At 42.4% G+C, this 17,333-nt stretch carries 16 protein-coding genes; 13 read left to right on the top strand and 3 right to left on the bottom strand.

Going from position 1 to position 17,333, the window contains the following annotated elements; all coding sequences use genetic code 11:
• The first annotated feature begins 69 nt into the window (after positions 1-69).
• The 10 genes from AC3WLU_RS07275 (at position 70) to AC3WLU_RS07230 (ending at position 9,728) form a co-directional block, all read left to right on the top strand.
• Entirely contained in the window at positions 70-1,701 is a 1,632-nt protein-coding gene (locus tag AC3WLU_RS07275) for an ATP-binding protein (protein WP_413000709.1), read from the top strand.
• On the top strand, positions 1,658-2,365 hold the full coding sequence (locus tag AC3WLU_RS07270) for a response regulator (RefSeq protein WP_187050249.1): 708 nt from the start codon (positions 1,658-1,660) through the stop codon (positions 2,363-2,365). The genes AC3WLU_RS07275 and AC3WLU_RS07270 overlap by 44 nt, the downstream gene beginning before the upstream one ends.
• A 291-nt stretch (positions 2,366-2,656) precedes the next feature.
• Complete coding sequence (desA, locus tag AC3WLU_RS07265) at positions 2,657-3,715, top strand: Delta(5) desaturase DesA (RefSeq protein ID WP_413000711.1); 1,059 nt, start codon at positions 2,657-2,659, stop codon at positions 3,713-3,715.
• Positions 3,716-3,809: 94 nt separating this feature from the next.
• Positions 3,810-4,931 (top strand): sensor histidine kinase, encoded by a 1,122-nt coding sequence (locus AC3WLU_RS07260; protein WP_413000713.1) that lies wholly within the window; start codon positions 3,810-3,812, stop codon positions 4,929-4,931.
• Positions 4,932-4,943: 12 nt separating this feature from the next.
• Entirely contained in the window at positions 4,944-5,552 is a 609-nt protein-coding gene (locus AC3WLU_RS07255) for a response regulator transcription factor (RefSeq protein WP_053536795.1), read from the top strand.
• Between the two features lie 102 nt (positions 5,553-5,654).
• Positions 5,655-6,176: a peptide-methionine (S)-S-oxide reductase MsrA gene (msrA, locus tag AC3WLU_RS07250; RefSeq protein WP_053536794.1), complete on the top strand. Its 522-nt coding sequence runs from the start codon at positions 5,655-5,657 to the stop codon at positions 6,174-6,176.
• 159 nt (positions 6,177-6,335) lie between these two features.
• The gene (locus AC3WLU_RS07245; protein WP_034311632.1) at positions 6,336-7,031 is read left to right on the top strand and encodes a response regulator transcription factor; all 696 of its coding nucleotides are present in this window, start codon (positions 6,336-6,338) and stop codon (positions 7,029-7,031) included.
• Positions 7,028-8,383, top strand: a complete 1,356-nt coding sequence (locus AC3WLU_RS07240; RefSeq protein ID WP_230134705.1) for a sensor histidine kinase — start codon at positions 7,028-7,030, stop codon at positions 8,381-8,383. Before AC3WLU_RS07245 ends, AC3WLU_RS07240 begins: the two co-directional genes overlap by 4 nt.
• A gap of 64 nt (positions 8,384-8,447) precedes the next feature.
• Positions 8,448-8,996, top strand: coding sequence for a PepSY domain-containing protein (locus AC3WLU_RS07235; protein WP_053536792.1), 549 nt, complete (start codon positions 8,448-8,450; stop codon positions 8,994-8,996).
• A gap of 249 nt (positions 8,997-9,245) precedes the next feature.
• On the top strand, positions 9,246-9,728 hold the full coding sequence (locus AC3WLU_RS07230) for a tetratricopeptide repeat protein (protein ID WP_492597045.1): 483 nt from the start codon (positions 9,246-9,248) through the stop codon (positions 9,726-9,728).
• A gap of 227 nt (positions 9,729-9,955) precedes the next feature.
• Here the strand turns inward: AC3WLU_RS07230 and shc are convergent, their stop codons facing one another.
• From shc to AC3WLU_RS07215, 3 genes are all read right to left on the bottom strand, one after another.
• Entirely contained in the window at positions 9,956-11,851 is a 1,896-nt protein-coding gene (gene shc, locus AC3WLU_RS07225) for a squalene--hopene cyclase (protein ID WP_492597044.1), read from the bottom strand.
• Between the two features lie 165 nt (positions 11,852-12,016).
• Positions 12,017-13,666, bottom strand: coding sequence for a M14 family metallopeptidase (locus tag AC3WLU_RS07220; protein ID WP_492597043.1), 1,650 nt, complete (start codon positions 13,664-13,666; stop codon positions 12,017-12,019).
• 218 nt (positions 13,667-13,884) lie between these two features.
• Positions 13,885-14,226, bottom strand: coding sequence for a DUF1450 domain-containing protein (locus AC3WLU_RS07215; RefSeq protein ID WP_225991161.1), 342 nt, complete (start codon positions 14,224-14,226; stop codon positions 13,885-13,887).
• 265 nt (positions 14,227-14,491) lie between these two features.
• Here AC3WLU_RS07215 and AC3WLU_RS07210 point away from each other — a divergent pair, with 265 nt between their 5' ends.
• Genes AC3WLU_RS07210 through AC3WLU_RS07200 form a run of 3 tightly spaced genes read left to right on the top strand, consistent with a single transcriptional unit; the run spans position 14,492 to position 17,134 of the window.
• Positions 14,492-15,442, top strand: coding sequence for an ABC transporter permease (locus AC3WLU_RS07210; protein ID WP_053536781.1), 951 nt, complete (start codon positions 14,492-14,494; stop codon positions 15,440-15,442).
• Positions 15,435-16,382 (top strand): iron chelate uptake ABC transporter family permease subunit, encoded by a 948-nt coding sequence (locus tag AC3WLU_RS07205; protein ID WP_034310068.1) that lies wholly within the window; start codon positions 15,435-15,437, stop codon positions 16,380-16,382. The genes AC3WLU_RS07210 and AC3WLU_RS07205 overlap by 8 nt, the downstream gene beginning before the upstream one ends.
• The gene (locus tag AC3WLU_RS07200; RefSeq protein ID WP_034310071.1) at positions 16,376-17,134 is read left to right on the top strand and encodes an iron ABC transporter ATP-binding protein; all 759 of its coding nucleotides are present in this window, start codon (positions 16,376-16,378) and stop codon (positions 17,132-17,134) included. The genes AC3WLU_RS07205 and AC3WLU_RS07200 overlap by 7 nt, the downstream gene beginning before the upstream one ends.
• The last annotated feature ends 199 nt before the right edge of the window (positions 17,135-17,333 follow it).

Genomic DNA, 17,333 nt, shown 5'->3' with positions numbered 1-17,333 from the left:
CTGAATGTTGCGAAATAACCCCTTTTTTAAAGGGGTTATTTTTTATATGATGTAAGTAGAGGTGATTGAATGCGTTTACACACCAAGTTGATGCTGGGCATCTGTACGTTAATCATCTTAATGGGTGGAATCTTTGAAGTTATTTTCATAAATATCCTGGAAAATAACCTGAAGCAGGAGACAGGGGAAAAAGCATTGTCGGTTGCCCAGACCGTTTCTTTGCTGCCTGAAATTAAACAAGCTTTTCGAACGGATCATCCTTCTGTAATCATCCAGCCCATCGCGGAAAGGATTCGCAGGCAGATTGATGCGGAATTCATAGTGATAGGAGATGAAAATGAAACAAGGCTGTCCCATCCAAATCCCGACCTGATCGGAAAGAAAATGGTTGGGGGAGATAACGCTGAGGTTTGGGATGGGAAATCCATCATCACGGAGTCCACTGGCACATTGGGACCTTCCATAAGGGGGAAATCCCCGATAATCGCCAATGAAAGGGTCATTGGTGTCGTCTCCGTTGGCTACCTACAGGATGATATTGAAAAAGAAGTGTCCAGTATACAAAGAAAGATCGTCTTGATTATCTCTTTTATATTAATCGGCGGTTTATTGGTAGCCTTTTTCATTTCATTCAATATAAAAAAGGCGATATTGGGTCTGGAGCCGAAAGAGATCGCCTGGATGTTTCAAGAGAAGCATGCCATTTTGGAATCCATTCATGAAGGCATCATTGCCATTGATGTTCATGGGAAAATCACCATCGTCAATGAAACGGCGCATAAAATCCTTCATATCCCTAAAGACGTCATGCTTCGCGGAAGAAAAATCGAAGAAGTCATCACGCATACACATTTGCTAGATGTAGTCAGTACGGCACGGGCCGAGTATGATCAGGAATTCATGATTGACGGTGAAGTTTTTTTGGCAAGCCGGATTCCCATTTTGAATGGACAGGGGGAAATCATCGGTGCCGTTGCAAGTTTGAGAAATAAATCGGAGCTATCCAATCTCCTGCAAGAACTGTCACATGTAAAGGCGTATGCAGAAGGGCTGAGGGCCCAGACACATGAATATTCCAATCGGCTTTATACACTGCTGGGCTTGATTCAACTCGGTTCATATAAAGAAGCAATGGATTTCATATCGAAGGAAGTCGATGTCACCCAGGGCTTCCTTCACTTTCTGATGAAGGAAGTGCCCGATCCGATCATTGCGGGGTTCATCTTAGGGAAGGTAAGTTTAGCCAGCGAGCTGAAAATTGATTTTACCATCGATAGAGAAAGCAGTTTTAAAGATATTCCGTCTGAAATAGATCGGGATTTATTAGTGACGATCATCGGCAATCTCATCAATAATGCCTTCGAAGCTGTGCGGGAAAACGAAAGGGAGGAAAAAAGGGTATCGTTGTTCGTCACGGACTTGGGTAAAGAGTTGATCATAGAGGTTGAAGATAATGGAAAAGGGATGGGTTCGGAGGTTACCGAACTGATTTTCCGGAACGGTTTTACGACGAAAAGCCATCAAACCAATTCAGGTATAGGTTTGAGCCTTGTTCAGGAAGCAATTGATGGTTTAGGGGGATATATCACTTTTTCGACGAAAGAAGGGGAATATACGATCTTTACCGTAGCTATACCAAAAGACAGAGGGGGATTAAATGATGGCCCATCGCGCTATAGAAGTTCTGATCGTCGAGGATGACCTGCGGATTGCCGAGATACAAAAGCTATTCATCGAAAAGCTTGAGGGGTTTCAAACGATCGGGATCGCATCAAGCTATGACGAGGCTAAAAGCTTCATTGAAATCATGCAGCCGGATCTACTGCTGCTCGATATGTATTTTCCGGATATGAATGGGCTCGATATCCTGAAAGAAATCAAGCAGCAAAGCAAACAAATGGATGTCATCATGATAACGGCGGCTAAAGAAATCGAAAAAGTCCAGGAAGCCATCAAGATCGGCATATTCGATTATATTATCAAGCCTGTCGCATTTGAACGTTTCAAGCAGTCCCTACTCCGGTATCAGGAGTATCACATTAAGCTGTCTGAATTGGAAAAGGGCAATTTTCCCGTAACGCAGCAACAGGTTGATAAGCTTTTGCGAAAGGATATGAAAGAAAAAGAGAGGGAACAGGCTTCACTGCCAAAAGGGATTGATCGGATGACATTGGAGAAGGTGATGGTTGTGTTGGGGAAATCCTCCCCTGGGTTAACGGCCGAAATAGTGGCAAAGGAGATCGGGGTGAGCAGGACAACGGCAAGGCGTTATCTGGAGCACTTGATGTCAGAGGAAAAAATTGATGCCGATTTAACGTATGGCACGGTAGGACGTCCTGAACGGGTGTATGCCATCAAGTTATAAATGGGTTCGCCAAGCGGCGGATCTTTTTTTATTGGATCGAAAAAATGTCAGGCATTTTCTTGGAATCAGATTGATTGGAGTTCATCGTTTTTTTTTGAAGTGTAAAAATGATGAAAGAGGAAAAAATAGTGTGAAAAGTGTTGAAGCAGACAAGTATATGACAAGTGTCATGGCAGGGAATTGACGTTTATGACTATAGAAAATCGGTTATTATTACTATACTTAAAGAAGAGAAGTAAGCATAACCAATCCATTTAAACACTCCATTCTTAATATTATGAGGAGGAAATCATGAGTAATCATAATCATAATCAAAAACAATTGAGAAAAGATATTGCCCCTTTTGAAAAATCCAATACTAAATCAAGTGTGAAACAGCTTATAAATACATTTCCGCCATTTTTCCTGTTATGGTTTTTAGCTTATCAAAGCTTAACCATTTCATACTGGCTGACACTTGCATTTGCCGTCCTTGCTTCAGGATTCGTAGTCAGGATTTTCATCATTTTCCATGATTGCTGCCATCAATCGTTTTTCAAAAGCAGGAAAGCGAATAGCATCCTGGGTACAATCAGTGGGATCGTTACATTATTTCCGTATGAACAATGGAAGCATAGCCACTCCATACATCATGCAACAAGCAGTAATTTAAACAAACGTGGCACAGGGGATATTTGGATCATGACCGTTGATGAATATATCGCCGCTTCATTCTGGGGGCGTCTTGCTTACCGTTTATATAGAAATCCGATCGTCATGTTTGGATTGGGTCCATTTTATCTATTTCTTGTATCGAACCGTCTGAATAAAAAGGGCGCAAAAAAGAAAGAACGGATGAATACGTATTTGACAAATGCTGCAATCGTGGCAATTTATGGTCTTTTATGCTTGGCTATCGGATGGCAGGCATTCCTGATGATTCAGGTACCGATGCTTTTTGTAACGGGATCACTGGGTATCTGGCTGTTTTATGTACAGCATCAGTTCGAAGATTCTTATTTCGAAGAGGAATCTGAGTGGGATTACGTGAAGGCTGCCATTGATGGAAGTTCTTATTATAAACTTCCAAAGGTCTTGCAATGGGTGACCGGTAATATCGGTTTCCACCACGTGCATCACCTTAGTCCAAGAGTGCCAAACTATAACTTGGAAAAAGTACATGACTCCACCCTGCCATTGCAGCAGGCAACGACAATCACCCTTAGTTCAAGTTTAAAATCGCTTCGCTTCCGCCTTTATGATGGAGAAAACAAGACGTTTGTAAGTTTTAAAGAGATTAAGGAACGTCTAAATGAAACAAAATCCAAGGTGGAAATCAATCATAAACGTCCAAGTCTTCAAGAAAAATAAATAGTTCATCAAAAAACCATTCGATTTCCATTGGATGGTTTTTTGATGAAACTCCTTAGTATATACTAGGGTAAAAAGAAATAGAGGCGGCGCCATGCAAAGTTGGTATCATATCTTTCCGAAAAACACAGGGCTGAGCCCTTATGTCTGGATCATTTTTTGTATCCTTCCCTTTTATTTCATCTTCAAATCCTCTTCGATGTTGGAGATAGTCTTTGGAATCGTCATGATCATTTTGTTTTTCATATCATATGGTCTCTCATTCGTTTCGAAGGGATGGCCCGTATACGTATGGACGGCGATACAAATAATCATTTCCATATCGATGACCATATTTTTCAGCTACATTTACTTTTCACTCTTTTTGGCATTCTTTATTGGGAATGTTCAAAATAAGGTTGGCTTTTTCGTATTATATTCAATCCAGCTATTGGCTACCATCGTGTCTGTCAATATTGGCTTCATCATGAAAGACCCTACCTTCTTTTCGCAATTTCCCTTTATGCTCATTTGTGTGGTAGGCGTGATCCTTCTCCCTTTCAACACGTATAATCGGAACAAACGGGGTATGCTGGAAGAACAATTGGAGGATGCCCATAAACGAATATCAGAGCTCGGCAAAATGGAAGAACGTCAGCGAATTGCCCGTGACTTACATGATACACTTGGACAAAAGCTGTCTTTGATTGGCTTGAAAAGTGACCTTGCAGGGAAATTGATCGATTTGAATCCGGAGACGGCCAAGAAGGAAATCAAGGATATCCGGCAAACGGCGAGGACGGCACTCAAGGAAGTACGTGAAATGGTGTCGGAAATGCGTGGGGCGAAGCTAAGCGATGAAATCATCCGGGTCAAGCAAATATTGAAAGCGGCAGAGATAGAATTCAATTTGGAAGGCACCGCGGCATTGCGAGATACCCCATTGCTTGTTGAAACGGTTTTGAGCATGTGCTTGAAGGAGGCTGTGACCAATATCGTCAAGCATAGCGGTGCCGACTGCTGTAATATCGTCATCGAAGAATTACAAACAGGAGTGACGATCACAGTACAGGATAATGGAGTGGGACTTTCACATCGATCAGAGTATATTAAAGGAAATGGACTTCAAGGAATGAAAGAAAGGCTCGAATTCGTTAATGGCAGCCTGGATATTCAATCAACAGAGGGAACGACACTGTATATAAGGGTCCCGAATGCTATAAAAAATAATGGATAGGTGGGATTAACCTTGATTCGAATCGTAATTGCCGAAGATCAGCGGATGCTGCTTGGCGCGCTAGGTTCCATCCTTGATTTGGAAAGTGATATGGAAGTTGTCGGAAAAGCGAGCAATGGGGAAGAAGCAATGAATCTCGTCAATCAATTAAAGCCGGATATCTGCATAACCGATATTGAAATGCCAGTTAAAACCGGGCTCGATGTAGCGGAGGAGATCAAGGATCAGGGCCACCAATGCAAAGTCATCATTTTGACCACCTTTGCACGTCCTGGGTATTTTGAAAGAGCAAGAAAGGCCGAGGTAGGCGGATATCTTCTCAAGGATAGCCCTAGTGAGGAACTGGCGAACTCCATTCGTGTCATCATGGATGGTCGGCGCATTTATGCTCCTGAGCTGGTGGATATGGCTTTCGAAGAAGAAAACCCTTTGACTGAACGAGAGAGCCAAGTGCTCAAATTGATCGCAGATGGTAAGACCACAAAGGAAATCGCAAGCCAGCTTTATCTGACCAATGGAACGGTCCGTAATTACATATCGGTCATCCTTGATAAATTGGATGTGAGCAACCGCGTTGAAGCGATTGTGAAATTCAAGGAAAAGGGCTGGTCAAAAGATTGATCAAAGGTAAATCCCTGGCTGCTTTGCAAATCAAAAAAGCAAAGTGTCAGGATTGAATTATGGTATATTAATTTCTATTACATAAGGAAAGGGGTGACCATTATGCAAAAGGCTACATTTGCTGGAGGCTGTTTCTGGTGCATGGTGACACCATTTGAAGAACAACCGGGAATTGGGGGAATCGTATCCGGTTATACGGGAGGACATGTTGAAAACCCGACTTACGAGGAAGTGAAGACGGGAACTACGGGACATTATGAAGTCGTGGAAATCACTTTCGATCCTCAGTTATTTCCTTATGAAAGATTGCTGGAACTATATTGGCAGCAAATCGATCCAACCGACGATGGCGGTCAATTCCATGACAGAGGAAGCCAGTATCGGACGGCCATCTTCTATCATGATGAAGCCCAAGAAAAACTGGCCCTTGAAGCGAAAGAAAAGGTAGCGGCCAGCGGGAAGTTCCAGAAACCAATCGTAACGGAAATCCTTCCGGCCCAAACCTTTTACCCTGCCGAAGAGTACCATCAGGGCTATCATAAAAAAAACAAAGATGATTATAAAGCGGACCGTGCGAAATCGGGACGCGATGAATTCATTGGCCAGCATTGGAACGGTGAATGAAATGGATCGGGTGTGTTTTCACATCCGGTTCTTTTTATTGTCTTTTTAAAGGTACAAAAATTAAATTCATCAATTCAGCGGATTTTTATTGCGGAGGGGTCAATTTCTCATGATATTTTCATATTTCTTCAGTACACTAAGGGGTAGGTGGTGATGATCATGAATAAGAGAATTTTAATAATAGAAGATGAAGAAAAAATAGCAAGGGTCCTTCAGCTGGAACTTAATCATGAGGGTTATCAAACAGAATCGGCATTTACGGGAAAGGCAGGTCTGGAAAGGGCGGAAGCCGAAGAGTGGGATTTAATCTTATTGGATGTGATGCTGCCCGAGTTGAATGGCATAGAGGTACTTAGGCGTTACCGGAAAAAGAATGGGTCGACACCGGTCATCCTTTTGACCGCAAGGGATGCTGTGCCAGACAAGGTGAATGGCCTGGATCATGGCGCGAATGATTATGTAACGAAGCCGTTTGAAATTGAAGAGCTGCTGGCACGGATCCGTGCTTGTTTTCGTACCAATGTAAGGGAGAGCCTATCAGAAGGCGAAGTGGATGAACTGAAGATCCACGATCTGAAGCTGAACCTTGGGACTAGGGACATTCACAGGCAAGGCAATAGGATTGAGCTGACATCACGCGAGTTCGATTTGCTGGTTTATCTTTTGCAAAATAAAAATCAAGTACTTTCAAGGGAGCAAATCCTGACACATGTATGGGGATATGACTTCGCAGGGGATACGAATGTGGTTGATGTGTATATCCGTTATTTGCGCAAAAAGATAGATTATCCCTTTGAGCTGCAGCTCATCCATACTTACCGCGGGGTAGGTTACAGCCTGAAGGAGCCAGTATGAAGATTCGGACGAAAATCCAATCGTATTCCAGTCTTTTTTTAAGCGTCATGCTCATATTGTTGAGTATCATCGTTTTAATCGCCTTCCTTTGGATATCGTTAGAGAGGGAACGGGATCTGCTTGAAGATCAAGCTTCATTAATCGAAGAAAATATCCTGACGAAAGATTTGATTTCCGGTGATTCCGATTTAATGGAGCCGTATATCCCGGACGATGGAATGGTGCGGATATTCGACACGGATGGAAGGCTGGTTAAATCATTTACGGATGAAGAGGACCTCAAGGGGCTTGCGGTTAAATCCATTAACGAGAAAGGATATGATTTTGCCAAAGCTGACGGTGAATATGTATTGACCTACCGTTATCCTTATCCTGATGAGGGGAAGAGACTGGGGATGATCGAGGTCACACAGCCGCAGGATACCCTCCTTGATAATTTATCTACGCTTGCCCTCGTTTTGGGCGGTGCATCCCTTTTTGTCATTCTGTTATCGATTCTTGCCGGTAAGTGGCTGGCCAACCTGATCCTCAAACCGATATCGGTCATGAGCGGAACGATGAAGGATATTGAGAAAAGCGGGGAATTCAAACGAATACCGCTATCGGATCAATCGAAGGACGAGCTGCAGGTGATGGGAGCGGCATTCAACAGGATGATGGAAAGACTGGAGCGGAATTATAACCAACAGCAGCAATTCCTTTCAGATGCTTCGCATGAATTGAAAACCCCGATTACGGTCATCGAAAGCTACTCCTCTCTATTGAAACGCTGGGGAATGAAGGATCAGGCGATTCAGGAAGAGGCAGTGGAGGCAATCCATCATGAAGCCGTCCGGATGAAAAAACTGACGGAACATCTTCTGCAGTCAGCTTCCCAGACGGAACCTTCAGAAGATGTGGAAGGGAAAATAGAACTCATTTCGTTTTGTGAAGGGATTGCCCAAACATTCAGAAGGACGGGAAATCGTGAAATAACGATAGAGTCAGAGTTTAAGGAAATCTATGCAATGACCATTTCCAGTAAGCTTGAACAGGTGATAGTCATCCTATTGGACAATGCAATGAAATATAGTGAATCAGGCATACAGATCATGATAAAACGGCAGGATAATGAAATTGTCATCGGTGTGAAAGATCACGGCGGAGGGATATCACCAGAACATCTCCCACATGTATTTGACCGTTTTTATCGTGTTGATTCATCAAGGGCAAGGAAAACGGGAGGCAATGGGCTCGGGCTATCCATCGCCCGGACGCTTGTCGAGTCATTCGACGGTAAATTGGAGATTCAAAGCGAGGTGGGGGAGGGAACGTTGGTGACTCTTACTCTTTCTCATCAAATTCTAATCTAACGCTCATGTTCATTTCATGAAGGGTGCTTATTATAAGGGTAACAACTTAAAGGAGGAATCATTCATGAAAAAACAGTGGAGTACGATTAAAGAAGGTATCATTCAAAGGAAAAAGGTAATCATGACAGTGTCCATAGCGTCCGTATTGCTTTTCGGCGGTGCTGCTGGAACGGCGGTATATGCAGTCAATAAGGGGAACCTTTCCGAGGATGAGGCTATTAAAATGATTTCAGAAAAACTAGGCGGGGAAGTTACTCAATTTGAAAAGGATTGGGACCAGCCGATGACCTATGAAATGACCGTAAAAACGAAAGAAGGCTATCAAGACGTTGACGTTGATGCTGAAAAAGGAGAGATTCTTTCTCAGGAGATGGAAGACGGTGATGATGAGGATATGAGCACACAACAAGCCGTGGAAACTGCAAAAGTCAGCAGTGATCAAGCTGAAAAGATTGCCTTGAAAGCGGTGGATGGTCAAGTAACGGATATGGAGCTGGATTCAGAGAATGGCACCCTTGTGTACGAGCTGGAAATAAAACAAGGACTAAAGGAATATGATGTAGTGGTGGATGCCACCACGGGAAAAGTATTGAAAAACCAATTGGATGATTAATCATATGTCATGTCGACAGTAATCCATGATATATGGAGATTGAAATGTATGAAAGGATTTGCCGGGAGGCAGATCCTTTTTTTTATTTGCCAAGACAGTCGGGGAAGTGAAGCTTCCAAATCCTTAACAACATATTAGTTCCTGGCTGCAGCATTGTTGGGAGATGGGCTGTTTATACATATAAGAAGGAATTGAAAAGAAGAATCGCGAATAGGGGATTAAGGAATCATATACAATGGAGGAATGACAATGGGAAATTTGGAAAGGGCCCTGTTCTTAAGGGAAAAGAAGGAATTCGAAAAATCCAATCGTATATTGATGGATCTGGCAAAGCAAAATCCCGGTGATGCAGTCATACAGTATCAGTGTGCCTGGAGTTTGGATATTCTCGGACTTGAGGTAAAGGCGGTGCGCTATTATGAAGCGGCACTCGAATTAGGTTTGCCGGAGGAGGATGCAAAAGGGGCCTACCTCGGGTTGGGGAGCACATATCGCACCATAGGGGAATATGAAAAATCAAGACGGACATTGGAATCCGGACTGGCGAAGTTTCCTGGGGATAAGGCTTTATTGGTATTCAGGGCCATGGCATTTTATAATTTGGGCCAACATGATCTTGCGATGGAATCTCTTTTGAAGATCATTGCCGAAACCTCGAGGGATCAAAAAATACAATCTTATGCTAAGGCGATAGAATTTTATAGTGATAAACTGGATAAGGTTTTCACATAAAATCGTGCTCATCCCCAAACTATCCACAAGCCTGTATAAAACCAGTCATTTTTACATAGCCGAAATGAATGAATCAACAAATTTGATGGGGAAATTCTTGCTTTTGCCACTTTTACGGATAAATGAATGTGGATAACCTCGGATTGTGGATAACTTTCCGGTGTTATTCACTACTTTTCCACAGGTAATCCACATATTCACCTTTAATATGAAAAAAACACTGGCGATTAAGTCTCCAGGAATTTTTTATTGTAATGACTTAAGGCTAAAAGGGGATAAATATAGCGATAGCTATGATAATGGATATACAAAAAATCCGCCATTCCCTGGCCTGCAGGATAATCATTGGTCCAGCTTTCTTGTTGACCTGCACGGATGAGGTAGGCAATGCCTTTTTCAATCTGGGCTGTCGGCTTTTCTGATGCCGATATCAACGCATCCACAGCCCAGGCTGTATGTGTCAGTGTGCTTGTTCCGAGGGGAATATATCGTTGCTTGATATCACTGTAACAAGATTCACCCCAGCCGCCATCTTCATTTTGAATTTTCTTCAACCAAGTTAAGGCTTTTTGGATGGATGGATGTCCAGTGGCTTGCCCTGCTGCCTTCATGCCGGTCAGTGCAGACCATGTGCCATATAGATAGCAGATGCCCCAGCGCCCGTACCAGGAGCCATCACGCTTCTGGTCTTCCAATAGCCAATCCACCGCTCTTTTACTGACTTCTTCCGGCTTTTTCATATTTGTATAGTTCCCCAGGAATTCCAGCGTCCTTCCTGTCAGATCAGCGGTGGAAGGGTCAGTCAGGAGATATTTCGAACCCTCTATGGGAAGAAGCTGCAGCCATTTATGGTCGTTATTCCGTTCGAAGGCTGGAAAGCCACCATCATCATTTTGCATGGAAATCGTGAAGGCGACACCGCGCTGCCAGCTGTCCCGATTATCCGGTTTCGCTTGCAATTGCTTTGCCAGTGCCCGCAGTGAGGCGGTCGTATCATCGACATCCGGATTCATGGTATTCAAATCCGAGAACCCCCAGCCGCCAGGAATTGCATCAGGATTATGGATCAGCCAATCTCCATACATATAATGCTGGCGTGACAGTAAGTACTGATTGGCTGCCTTGACCGTTTTGTCTTTGAAAGGCATTCCCGCTTCTTGAAGGGCGTAGCTTATTAAGGAGGTATTCCAAACATGGGGCGTCGTGAACTGGATATGTGTGTGTCCCTCAATGGAGCAGGCCATCCCTTTCAGACCGGCAATGGCCTTTAGAATCACTGGATCTCTTTTCGAATATCCAATTGAAAGGAGGGCAAAGATCATGAAAAAGGTAGAGCCGAAATAATTGTACAGTGTCCCGTCTGGTTCCAGCCTGTCAAGCATGAACCTTTTCGTTGAATCCAAGGCCAAGGAATGCAAATAATCCGGATAACCAATCAAGGTTTTGACGCCTGTTTGAAGTTTGGAGAAGAAGGAACGATATTCTTCGGTACGGTATTCTTCCCACACTTGCTCTTCGGAACTGTCCTCCCTTGTTTGGAATAAATCTTTTAAACTTGGCGTGTCCGGAGTCGTGATCTGAAACTTTTTATGGCCCAGCAATAGCAATGGAATCATATTGACCCGCCCATAAACGGAAAGGTCATATATGCTGACGAAAAAGGTCGGAGGCAGTAAGACCACTTCGAGTGGAATGGGGAATAGGCGCGGCCATTGATATTGTCCGGTGACAGTAAGCATCATTTTCGTTAACATTTTGGCTTGTTTGATGCCGCCCTTGGAAAGAATGAATTGTTTGGCCTTCCTCATATGCGGATGATTCTTATTGCGGAGTCCGCTAAAAAGAAGGCCATAGTAAGCCTCGATCGTAACCGTAACATTGCCGTCTTTCTCATCTTGGAATAGTTTCCATGACCCGTTTTCCGTTTGCTTGCTTTCGATTCTTTTTACTAAAGCCTCTATAAGAGGAGTATCCTCCATATCTAGAATTTTCAATAATATGATCATATAGGCATCTGCTGTTATCCCGGTGTCAAAGGGATAATTCCACGAACCATCAGCGGATTGGTCTTGTTTCAAGCGATGAACAAGGCGATTGATTTCCGATTGTACATCTTGGTTCAATGACTTTCCTCCTCTAAAAACACATTTCCGTTTATATGTATATTCAAAACTTGTCGTTGCATTCAAGAAATCATGTCAGGCGCATCGTCCCACAAGAATAAAGGAGGGGGAACTAAAAACGCTTTGGCAATGAAAGCTGCCAAAGCGTCATTTGGATCCTATGCATCATTTAACTGGTAAGGAAGATGACCGCATATAGCGGTAAATCGGCAGTTCTTTTCCTTTGGCAGCCGGGATGAAATTGAATGTCACGTAGCTGTCTATGCCCTCAGGTTCGAGGGCAAGGGAGATGAAGTTGGCATCAGGCTGAGCCATGTCGAAAACATAGCTTCCTTTTGGGAAATCCCGAGTTTTTGAAATGACGTTGGTCGTGACTTCCCTTGTGGAATGTCCGCTTTCCAGTTCAGCGGAAACTATTAAATCATTGACCCTATAGCTTTCAACAGCTACCTTCATGGGGCTTTTTAATCTTTTCACTTCTACTCCCAATAGCTGAAGTTTCTTGGCGATATTTTTATATTCGGGAGGAAGGATATAGGCTGTCGGACGATCTCTGACAAGGGTAGGGTAGGCATCGGTTGAATCCAGCCAATCGATGGAGGCATCGACCATTTTCGCTTTCGCTAAATCAACTACCATCAATTTTTGATCCTTAACCAATTTATTTTCGCTGGTGATGACGATTTTATCGTTATCATTTGCTCTTCGCCCTTTTTGCACGATTTCAGTTTCTGCCTGTTTAACGGCCTTTTTAACTTTACTTGCCTGTTCGGCTGTCGTTTTGATGAAGGCTGCCTGTGCTGTAGCTTGTGCAAAAACACGTCGTTTAAAATCGGTACGGCCGATATTGATTCCCCTTGTTTCGATTAAATAGGTCATTGTATTTTTCAAACCGAGGGCGTTTCGGCCAATCCGGGCTTCGGTGCTTCCTTCTGTGGCGGTAAGGACCCCATCATCAGAAGTGGCCAGTGTATAGTAATCGTGATAGGAAAGCTTTTCTTTTTCCAATGTTTTAAAAACATTGGGTAAAAGCAGTTGATCGGAAGCTTTTCGAAGCTGTTCGGGAATATTTAAATTCTTGGCTGAGGAGATGAGTAAATCATAGGAAGCGATCGATCCATTTGCTCCCACCTTTTTCAGGGGGGCGGGATTCACTGTATATTCATGTACATCCAGAATGACTTCCGGTTCATAATCATCGATTGATTGATGAATCGTCTGTACTTCAGGATATTCCACTTTTAAGTAGTCCCTATTCGCATCCATGTCATTTGCGGTAAATCGTTTGAAATAATAAGAGCCATCGGGATTGACCCGTGGAACGATGGCAACATTGACTTTATCGAGGACATCACCAAGCTTGCCTTCAGCTAGCCATTGTGCAAGGACTAATGTTGATTCACCCGATGCGGGTTCATTGCCATGGATCTGGCCTTGAATCCAAATCAATGGTTTATGGGAACCCTTAATCGGTCTTTTTGAATCCTTGCTGAAAAGAAGCATCTTGATGTCGCGTCCTTCTGTGGATTTACCTATCGTCTTGACCTGGATGTTCTTGTTTTTATGGGCGAGGGACTTGATATGATCAAACATTTCTTCCTGGCTCGTAAAGGCGATCTTGTTTTGTTTAAAGGCAGGGGTCTTGAAAGAAACATTAGGGTCAGGGAAAAGGTGGGAGAGGTTATCTGGTTGAATGTAGCTTGGACCATTTCCATAATAAGGGGTGAATTCTTCGGCTTCGGCTAAGGGGCCAGGCAATCCAGTGACGAGACCTAGTGTTACGACTGATACAATAGTAGGAATGATTTTTTTCATGGACTTCCTCCTGTCTATCTTTTTCCATAAATTATCATATATTAAACTATTTATACAGTGAAAACATATGAAATCGTGAAAAACAGGAAGTAACGACTAGATTAATGATTCCATGGTAAAATTCGCAATCCTTTTAATAGATGTTCATCACCTGTATTCTGTATAATTACAGGTGGAAAGTCATAATGATACAGATTAAGCTATTTGCTTAACCCGTATCATTTCAATTCATCATATAACTTATTTAAAAGATCCTGTGAATCTTCGCCACTCATTATCTGGCCGTTCACTTTCGCATAGGGGGTTTTCTTACAAAGTTTACACTCACTCAAACATTCATATTCCTTATATTGAATCCTTGGATTCTCTAAGAACTTACCATAATCGGCAATTGTTTGTTCATTAAGGAAGCGGTCAAGATTATTTTGGCAAAATTCAATCTGGATTTTCGCCTTTTTTGAGAACACTTTGGATAACAAGTTTTTCATCATATCGCTTCTTTCATTATAAGAGTAAATATTTGTTATTTTGATTTTATCACTTCCTGAAACGAAATGCATGGTTGGTTCATCCGAATTCATTACAATTGGACTATTGGGAGAATATCAAGTAATTCCCTTGTATATATTGACACATGTCCAAGAAATGATAGAATAAGAATAGATGATAATGAATCTCATTATCACGAATGGAAGATCCTTGTAACTATTGCAACTTAATGAGTCCCACTTCGATAGGTGACTTAATGATAGTCTTTATTCAAATATATTTAATTAAAAATATTATCGCTGTATTAAAGTGAGATAGGAAGAGTAGGAAATGTAGATGAAGATAAGATATTTAGTCATGGCGTTAATTGTTCTATCGTTTACGTCATTATTCATTGGTGTAAAAGATATTACCCCCCTGGATTTATTGAATCTAAGTGATGATAAAGTGCAAATCATGCTGCAAAGCCGTTTCCCTAGAATGGTGACCATAGTCATTGCCGGTATTGTGATGAGTATAAGCGGTCTGATCATGCAGCAATTGAGCCGCAATAAATTTGTGTCCCCGACGACTGCCGGTACCATGGACTCTGCAAGGCTGGGACTTCTTCTTGCCATTATCATTTTTCCATCGGCAGCACTTATTGAGAAAATGGCATTCGCTTTCATATTCGCTTTGGCAGGTACATTCTTGTTCATGAAAATTCTTGATCAAGTGAAATATAAGGATACGATCTTCATTCCATTGGTTGGTTTGATGTTTGGTAATATCGTAGGATCGATCTCGACTTTCTTTGCCTATAAATATGATTTGATTCAAAGCCTCAACACATGGATGAATGGTGATTTCTCGATGATCATGTCGGGCAGGTACGAACTTATATATCTGAGTATCCCGCTAGTCATTCTCGCATACTTCTTTGCCAATAAATTCACTGTGGCAGGGATGGGAGAGGAGTTTGCTATCAATCTAGGACTCAATTATAAGTTCATAGTCAATTTTGGATTGATCATCGTGGCATTATCCTCCACTGTCGTTTTGTTAACGGTGGGAACGATTCCTTTCATAGGATTGATCGTGCCAAATATTGTATCCCTTTACCTTGGTGACAATTTGAAAAAGAGTCTTTCTCATACAGCATTGCTAGGGGCAGTCTTCCTATTGATCTGCGATATTCTGGGCAGGATCCTTATATATCCATTTGAAATCCCGATCGGACTCGTGGTTGGTGTGATAGGAAGCGCCGTATTTATCTATCTGATACTGAGGAGAAAGGCATATGAATAATAAAAGTAGGATCATTGTATTGGCTGTTCTTGCAGCTGCTTTAACGGCAGGTTATATCTTTTGGGACCTTGGCCCGAATTGGGATTATGCACTGCCGAGAAGGGTCATAAAAATCGTCGCCATCATCGTGGTAGGTTGTGCAATTGCTTTTTCAACAGTGATTTTCCAGACGGTCACAAATAATAAAATCCTGACGCCAAGCATTTTAGGGTTGGACTCCATGTATATGCTGATTCAAACGGGAGTGATTTTCATCTTCGGTTCAACGCATATCATGATCATGAATAAAAATCTCAATTTCCTGATTACACTTGCGGCCATGCTCATTTTTGCAAGCCTGCTGTTCAAGTTCATGTTCAAGAAAAACCGCAATATTTACTTCCTATTGCTGATCGGTATCATCTTCGGAACCTTATTCGGCAGCATGTCTTCATTCATGCAGGTATTGATTGACCCGAATGAATTCCAAATCATTCAAAATAAAATGTTCGCCAGCTTCAATAATGTCAACACGGACCTGTTAACCTTAGCTATTGTCCTCATGATTGCGGCAATGATATATTTCATGAGATTTTTGAAGTATTTAGATGTCATGTCCCTAGGGAGGGACCAAGCCATAAACTTGGGTGTGGATTATGATTTTGTCACGAAGCGGGTTTTAATCGTCGTTACGGTTTTAATTTCCATTTCGACTGCCTTGATCGGTCCGATCACGTTCCTCGGATTGCTTGTTGCAAATGTGGCTTATCAATTCATTAAGTCCTATCAGCATAAACATATCCTCCCGGGTGCAATGCTGATCAGTGTGATTGCCTTGGTCGGCGGCCAATTCATTGTAGAGAGGATCTTTACGTTTTCCACGACCTTAAGTGTCATCATCAACTTTGTCGGCGGTGTCTATTTCATCTATCTTCTATTAAAGGAGAATAAATCATGGTAGAAGTGAAAAATTTATTCAAAAAATATAATAATAAAACGGTTGTCGAGGATGTTTCCATCGAAATAATGAAAGGGAAAATCACATCCTTCATCGGTCCCAATGGAGCGGGTAAAAGTACCGTCCTTTCGATGATCAGCCGTCTCATTACCCGGGATTCAGGAGAAGTCCTTATCGAGGGTAAGGATATGGGGAAATTCAATAGCAATGAACTTGCGAAAAAGATTGCCATCTTAAAGCAGGCTAACCACATCAATATCCGTTTAACGATTCGTGAACTGGTCGCCTTTGGCCGTTTTCCTTATTCACAAGGAAAGCTGACGAAAGAGGATTGGAAATACGTCGATGAAGCGATTGAATATATGGAACTTGCTGACATGCAGGATAAGTTTCTTGACCAGCTGAGCGGCGGGCAGCAACAGCGGGCCTTCATTGCCATGGTCATTGCTCAAAACACGGAGTATGTGCTTCTTGATGAACCCCTGAACAATCTTGATATGAAGCATTCCGTCCAAATCATGAAGGTATTGAGGAGATTGGCCGATGAATTGGGGAAAACGGTCATCATCGTCATTCATGACATTAATTTTGCATCCTGTTATTCCGACTATATCGTCGCATTGAAGGATGGCAAGGTTGTTCATAATGGACCTACCGAACAAGTCATCAATTCCAATGTATTAAAGGAAATTTATGATATGGATATTGAAATCCAAAGTATCAATGACAATAAGATCTGTGTGTACTTCACATAAGACAATTCCATTCGGTTTTAAATTACTTCAGTATTCGTAGCCGTCCAGAAATCACCTCGTACGCTTCTTAGGCAGCTAAGAGTTGGCGGGCGCCCAAGACCTTAGCCGCCTCCTGTTCATCTGGCAGGGAAAGTGTTGAAGGTGAACTATGTGATGGTGAGGATTCAATATGTAATTTTAAATAAAAAATTTTTTGAGG

Source organism: Peribacillus sp. FW305-BF15 (assembly GCF_058783805.1).
Note: the sequence above shows the minus strand (reverse complement) of the source record. Positions and strands in the feature narration are given on the sequence as shown.

What these genes read in the sequence shown, in the direction of transcription:
- AC3WLU_RS07245 (WP_034311632.1), top strand. Translation starts at nt 6,336, where the DNA reads ATGAATAAGAGAATTTTAATAATAGAAGATGAAGAAAAAATAGCAAGG.
- msrA (WP_053536794.1), top strand. Translation starts at nt 5,655, where the DNA reads ATGCAAAAGGCTACATTTGCTGGAGGCTGTTTCTGGTGCATGGTGACA.
- AC3WLU_RS07260 (WP_413000713.1), top strand. Translation starts at nt 3,810, where the DNA reads ATGCAAAGTTGGTATCATATCTTTCCGAAAAACACAGGGCTGAGCCCT.
- AC3WLU_RS07240 (WP_230134705.1), top strand. Translation starts at nt 7,028, where the DNA reads ATGAAGATTCGGACGAAAATCCAATCGTATTCCAGTCTTTTTTTAAGC.
- AC3WLU_RS07215 (WP_225991161.1), bottom strand. Translation starts at nt 14,226, where the DNA reads ATGCATTTCGTTTCAGGAAGTGATAAAATCAAAATAACAAATATTTAC.
- AC3WLU_RS07200 (WP_034310071.1), top strand. Translation starts at nt 16,376, where the DNA reads ATGGTAGAAGTGAAAAATTTATTCAAAAAATATAATAATAAAACGGTT.
- AC3WLU_RS07270 (WP_187050249.1), top strand. Translation starts at nt 1,658, where the DNA reads ATGATGGCCCATCGCGCTATAGAAGTTCTGATCGTCGAGGATGACCTG.
- desA (WP_413000711.1), top strand. Translation starts at nt 2,657, where the DNA reads ATGAGTAATCATAATCATAATCAAAAACAATTGAGAAAAGATATTGCC.
- AC3WLU_RS07230 (WP_492597045.1), top strand. Translation starts at nt 9,246, where the DNA reads ATGGGAAATTTGGAAAGGGCCCTGTTCTTAAGGGAAAAGAAGGAATTC.
- AC3WLU_RS07205 (WP_034310068.1), top strand. Translation starts at nt 15,435, where the DNA reads ATGAATAATAAAAGTAGGATCATTGTATTGGCTGTTCTTGCAGCTGCT.
- AC3WLU_RS07220 (WP_492597043.1), bottom strand. Translation starts at nt 13,666, where the DNA reads ATGAAAAAAATCATTCCTACTATTGTATCAGTCGTAACACTAGGTCTC.
- AC3WLU_RS07235 (WP_053536792.1), top strand. Translation starts at nt 8,448, where the DNA reads ATGAAAAAACAGTGGAGTACGATTAAAGAAGGTATCATTCAAAGGAAA.
- AC3WLU_RS07275 (WP_413000709.1), top strand. Translation starts at nt 70, where the DNA reads ATGCGTTTACACACCAAGTTGATGCTGGGCATCTGTACGTTAATCATC.
- AC3WLU_RS07210 (WP_053536781.1), top strand. Translation starts at nt 14,492, where the DNA reads ATGAAGATAAGATATTTAGTCATGGCGTTAATTGTTCTATCGTTTACG.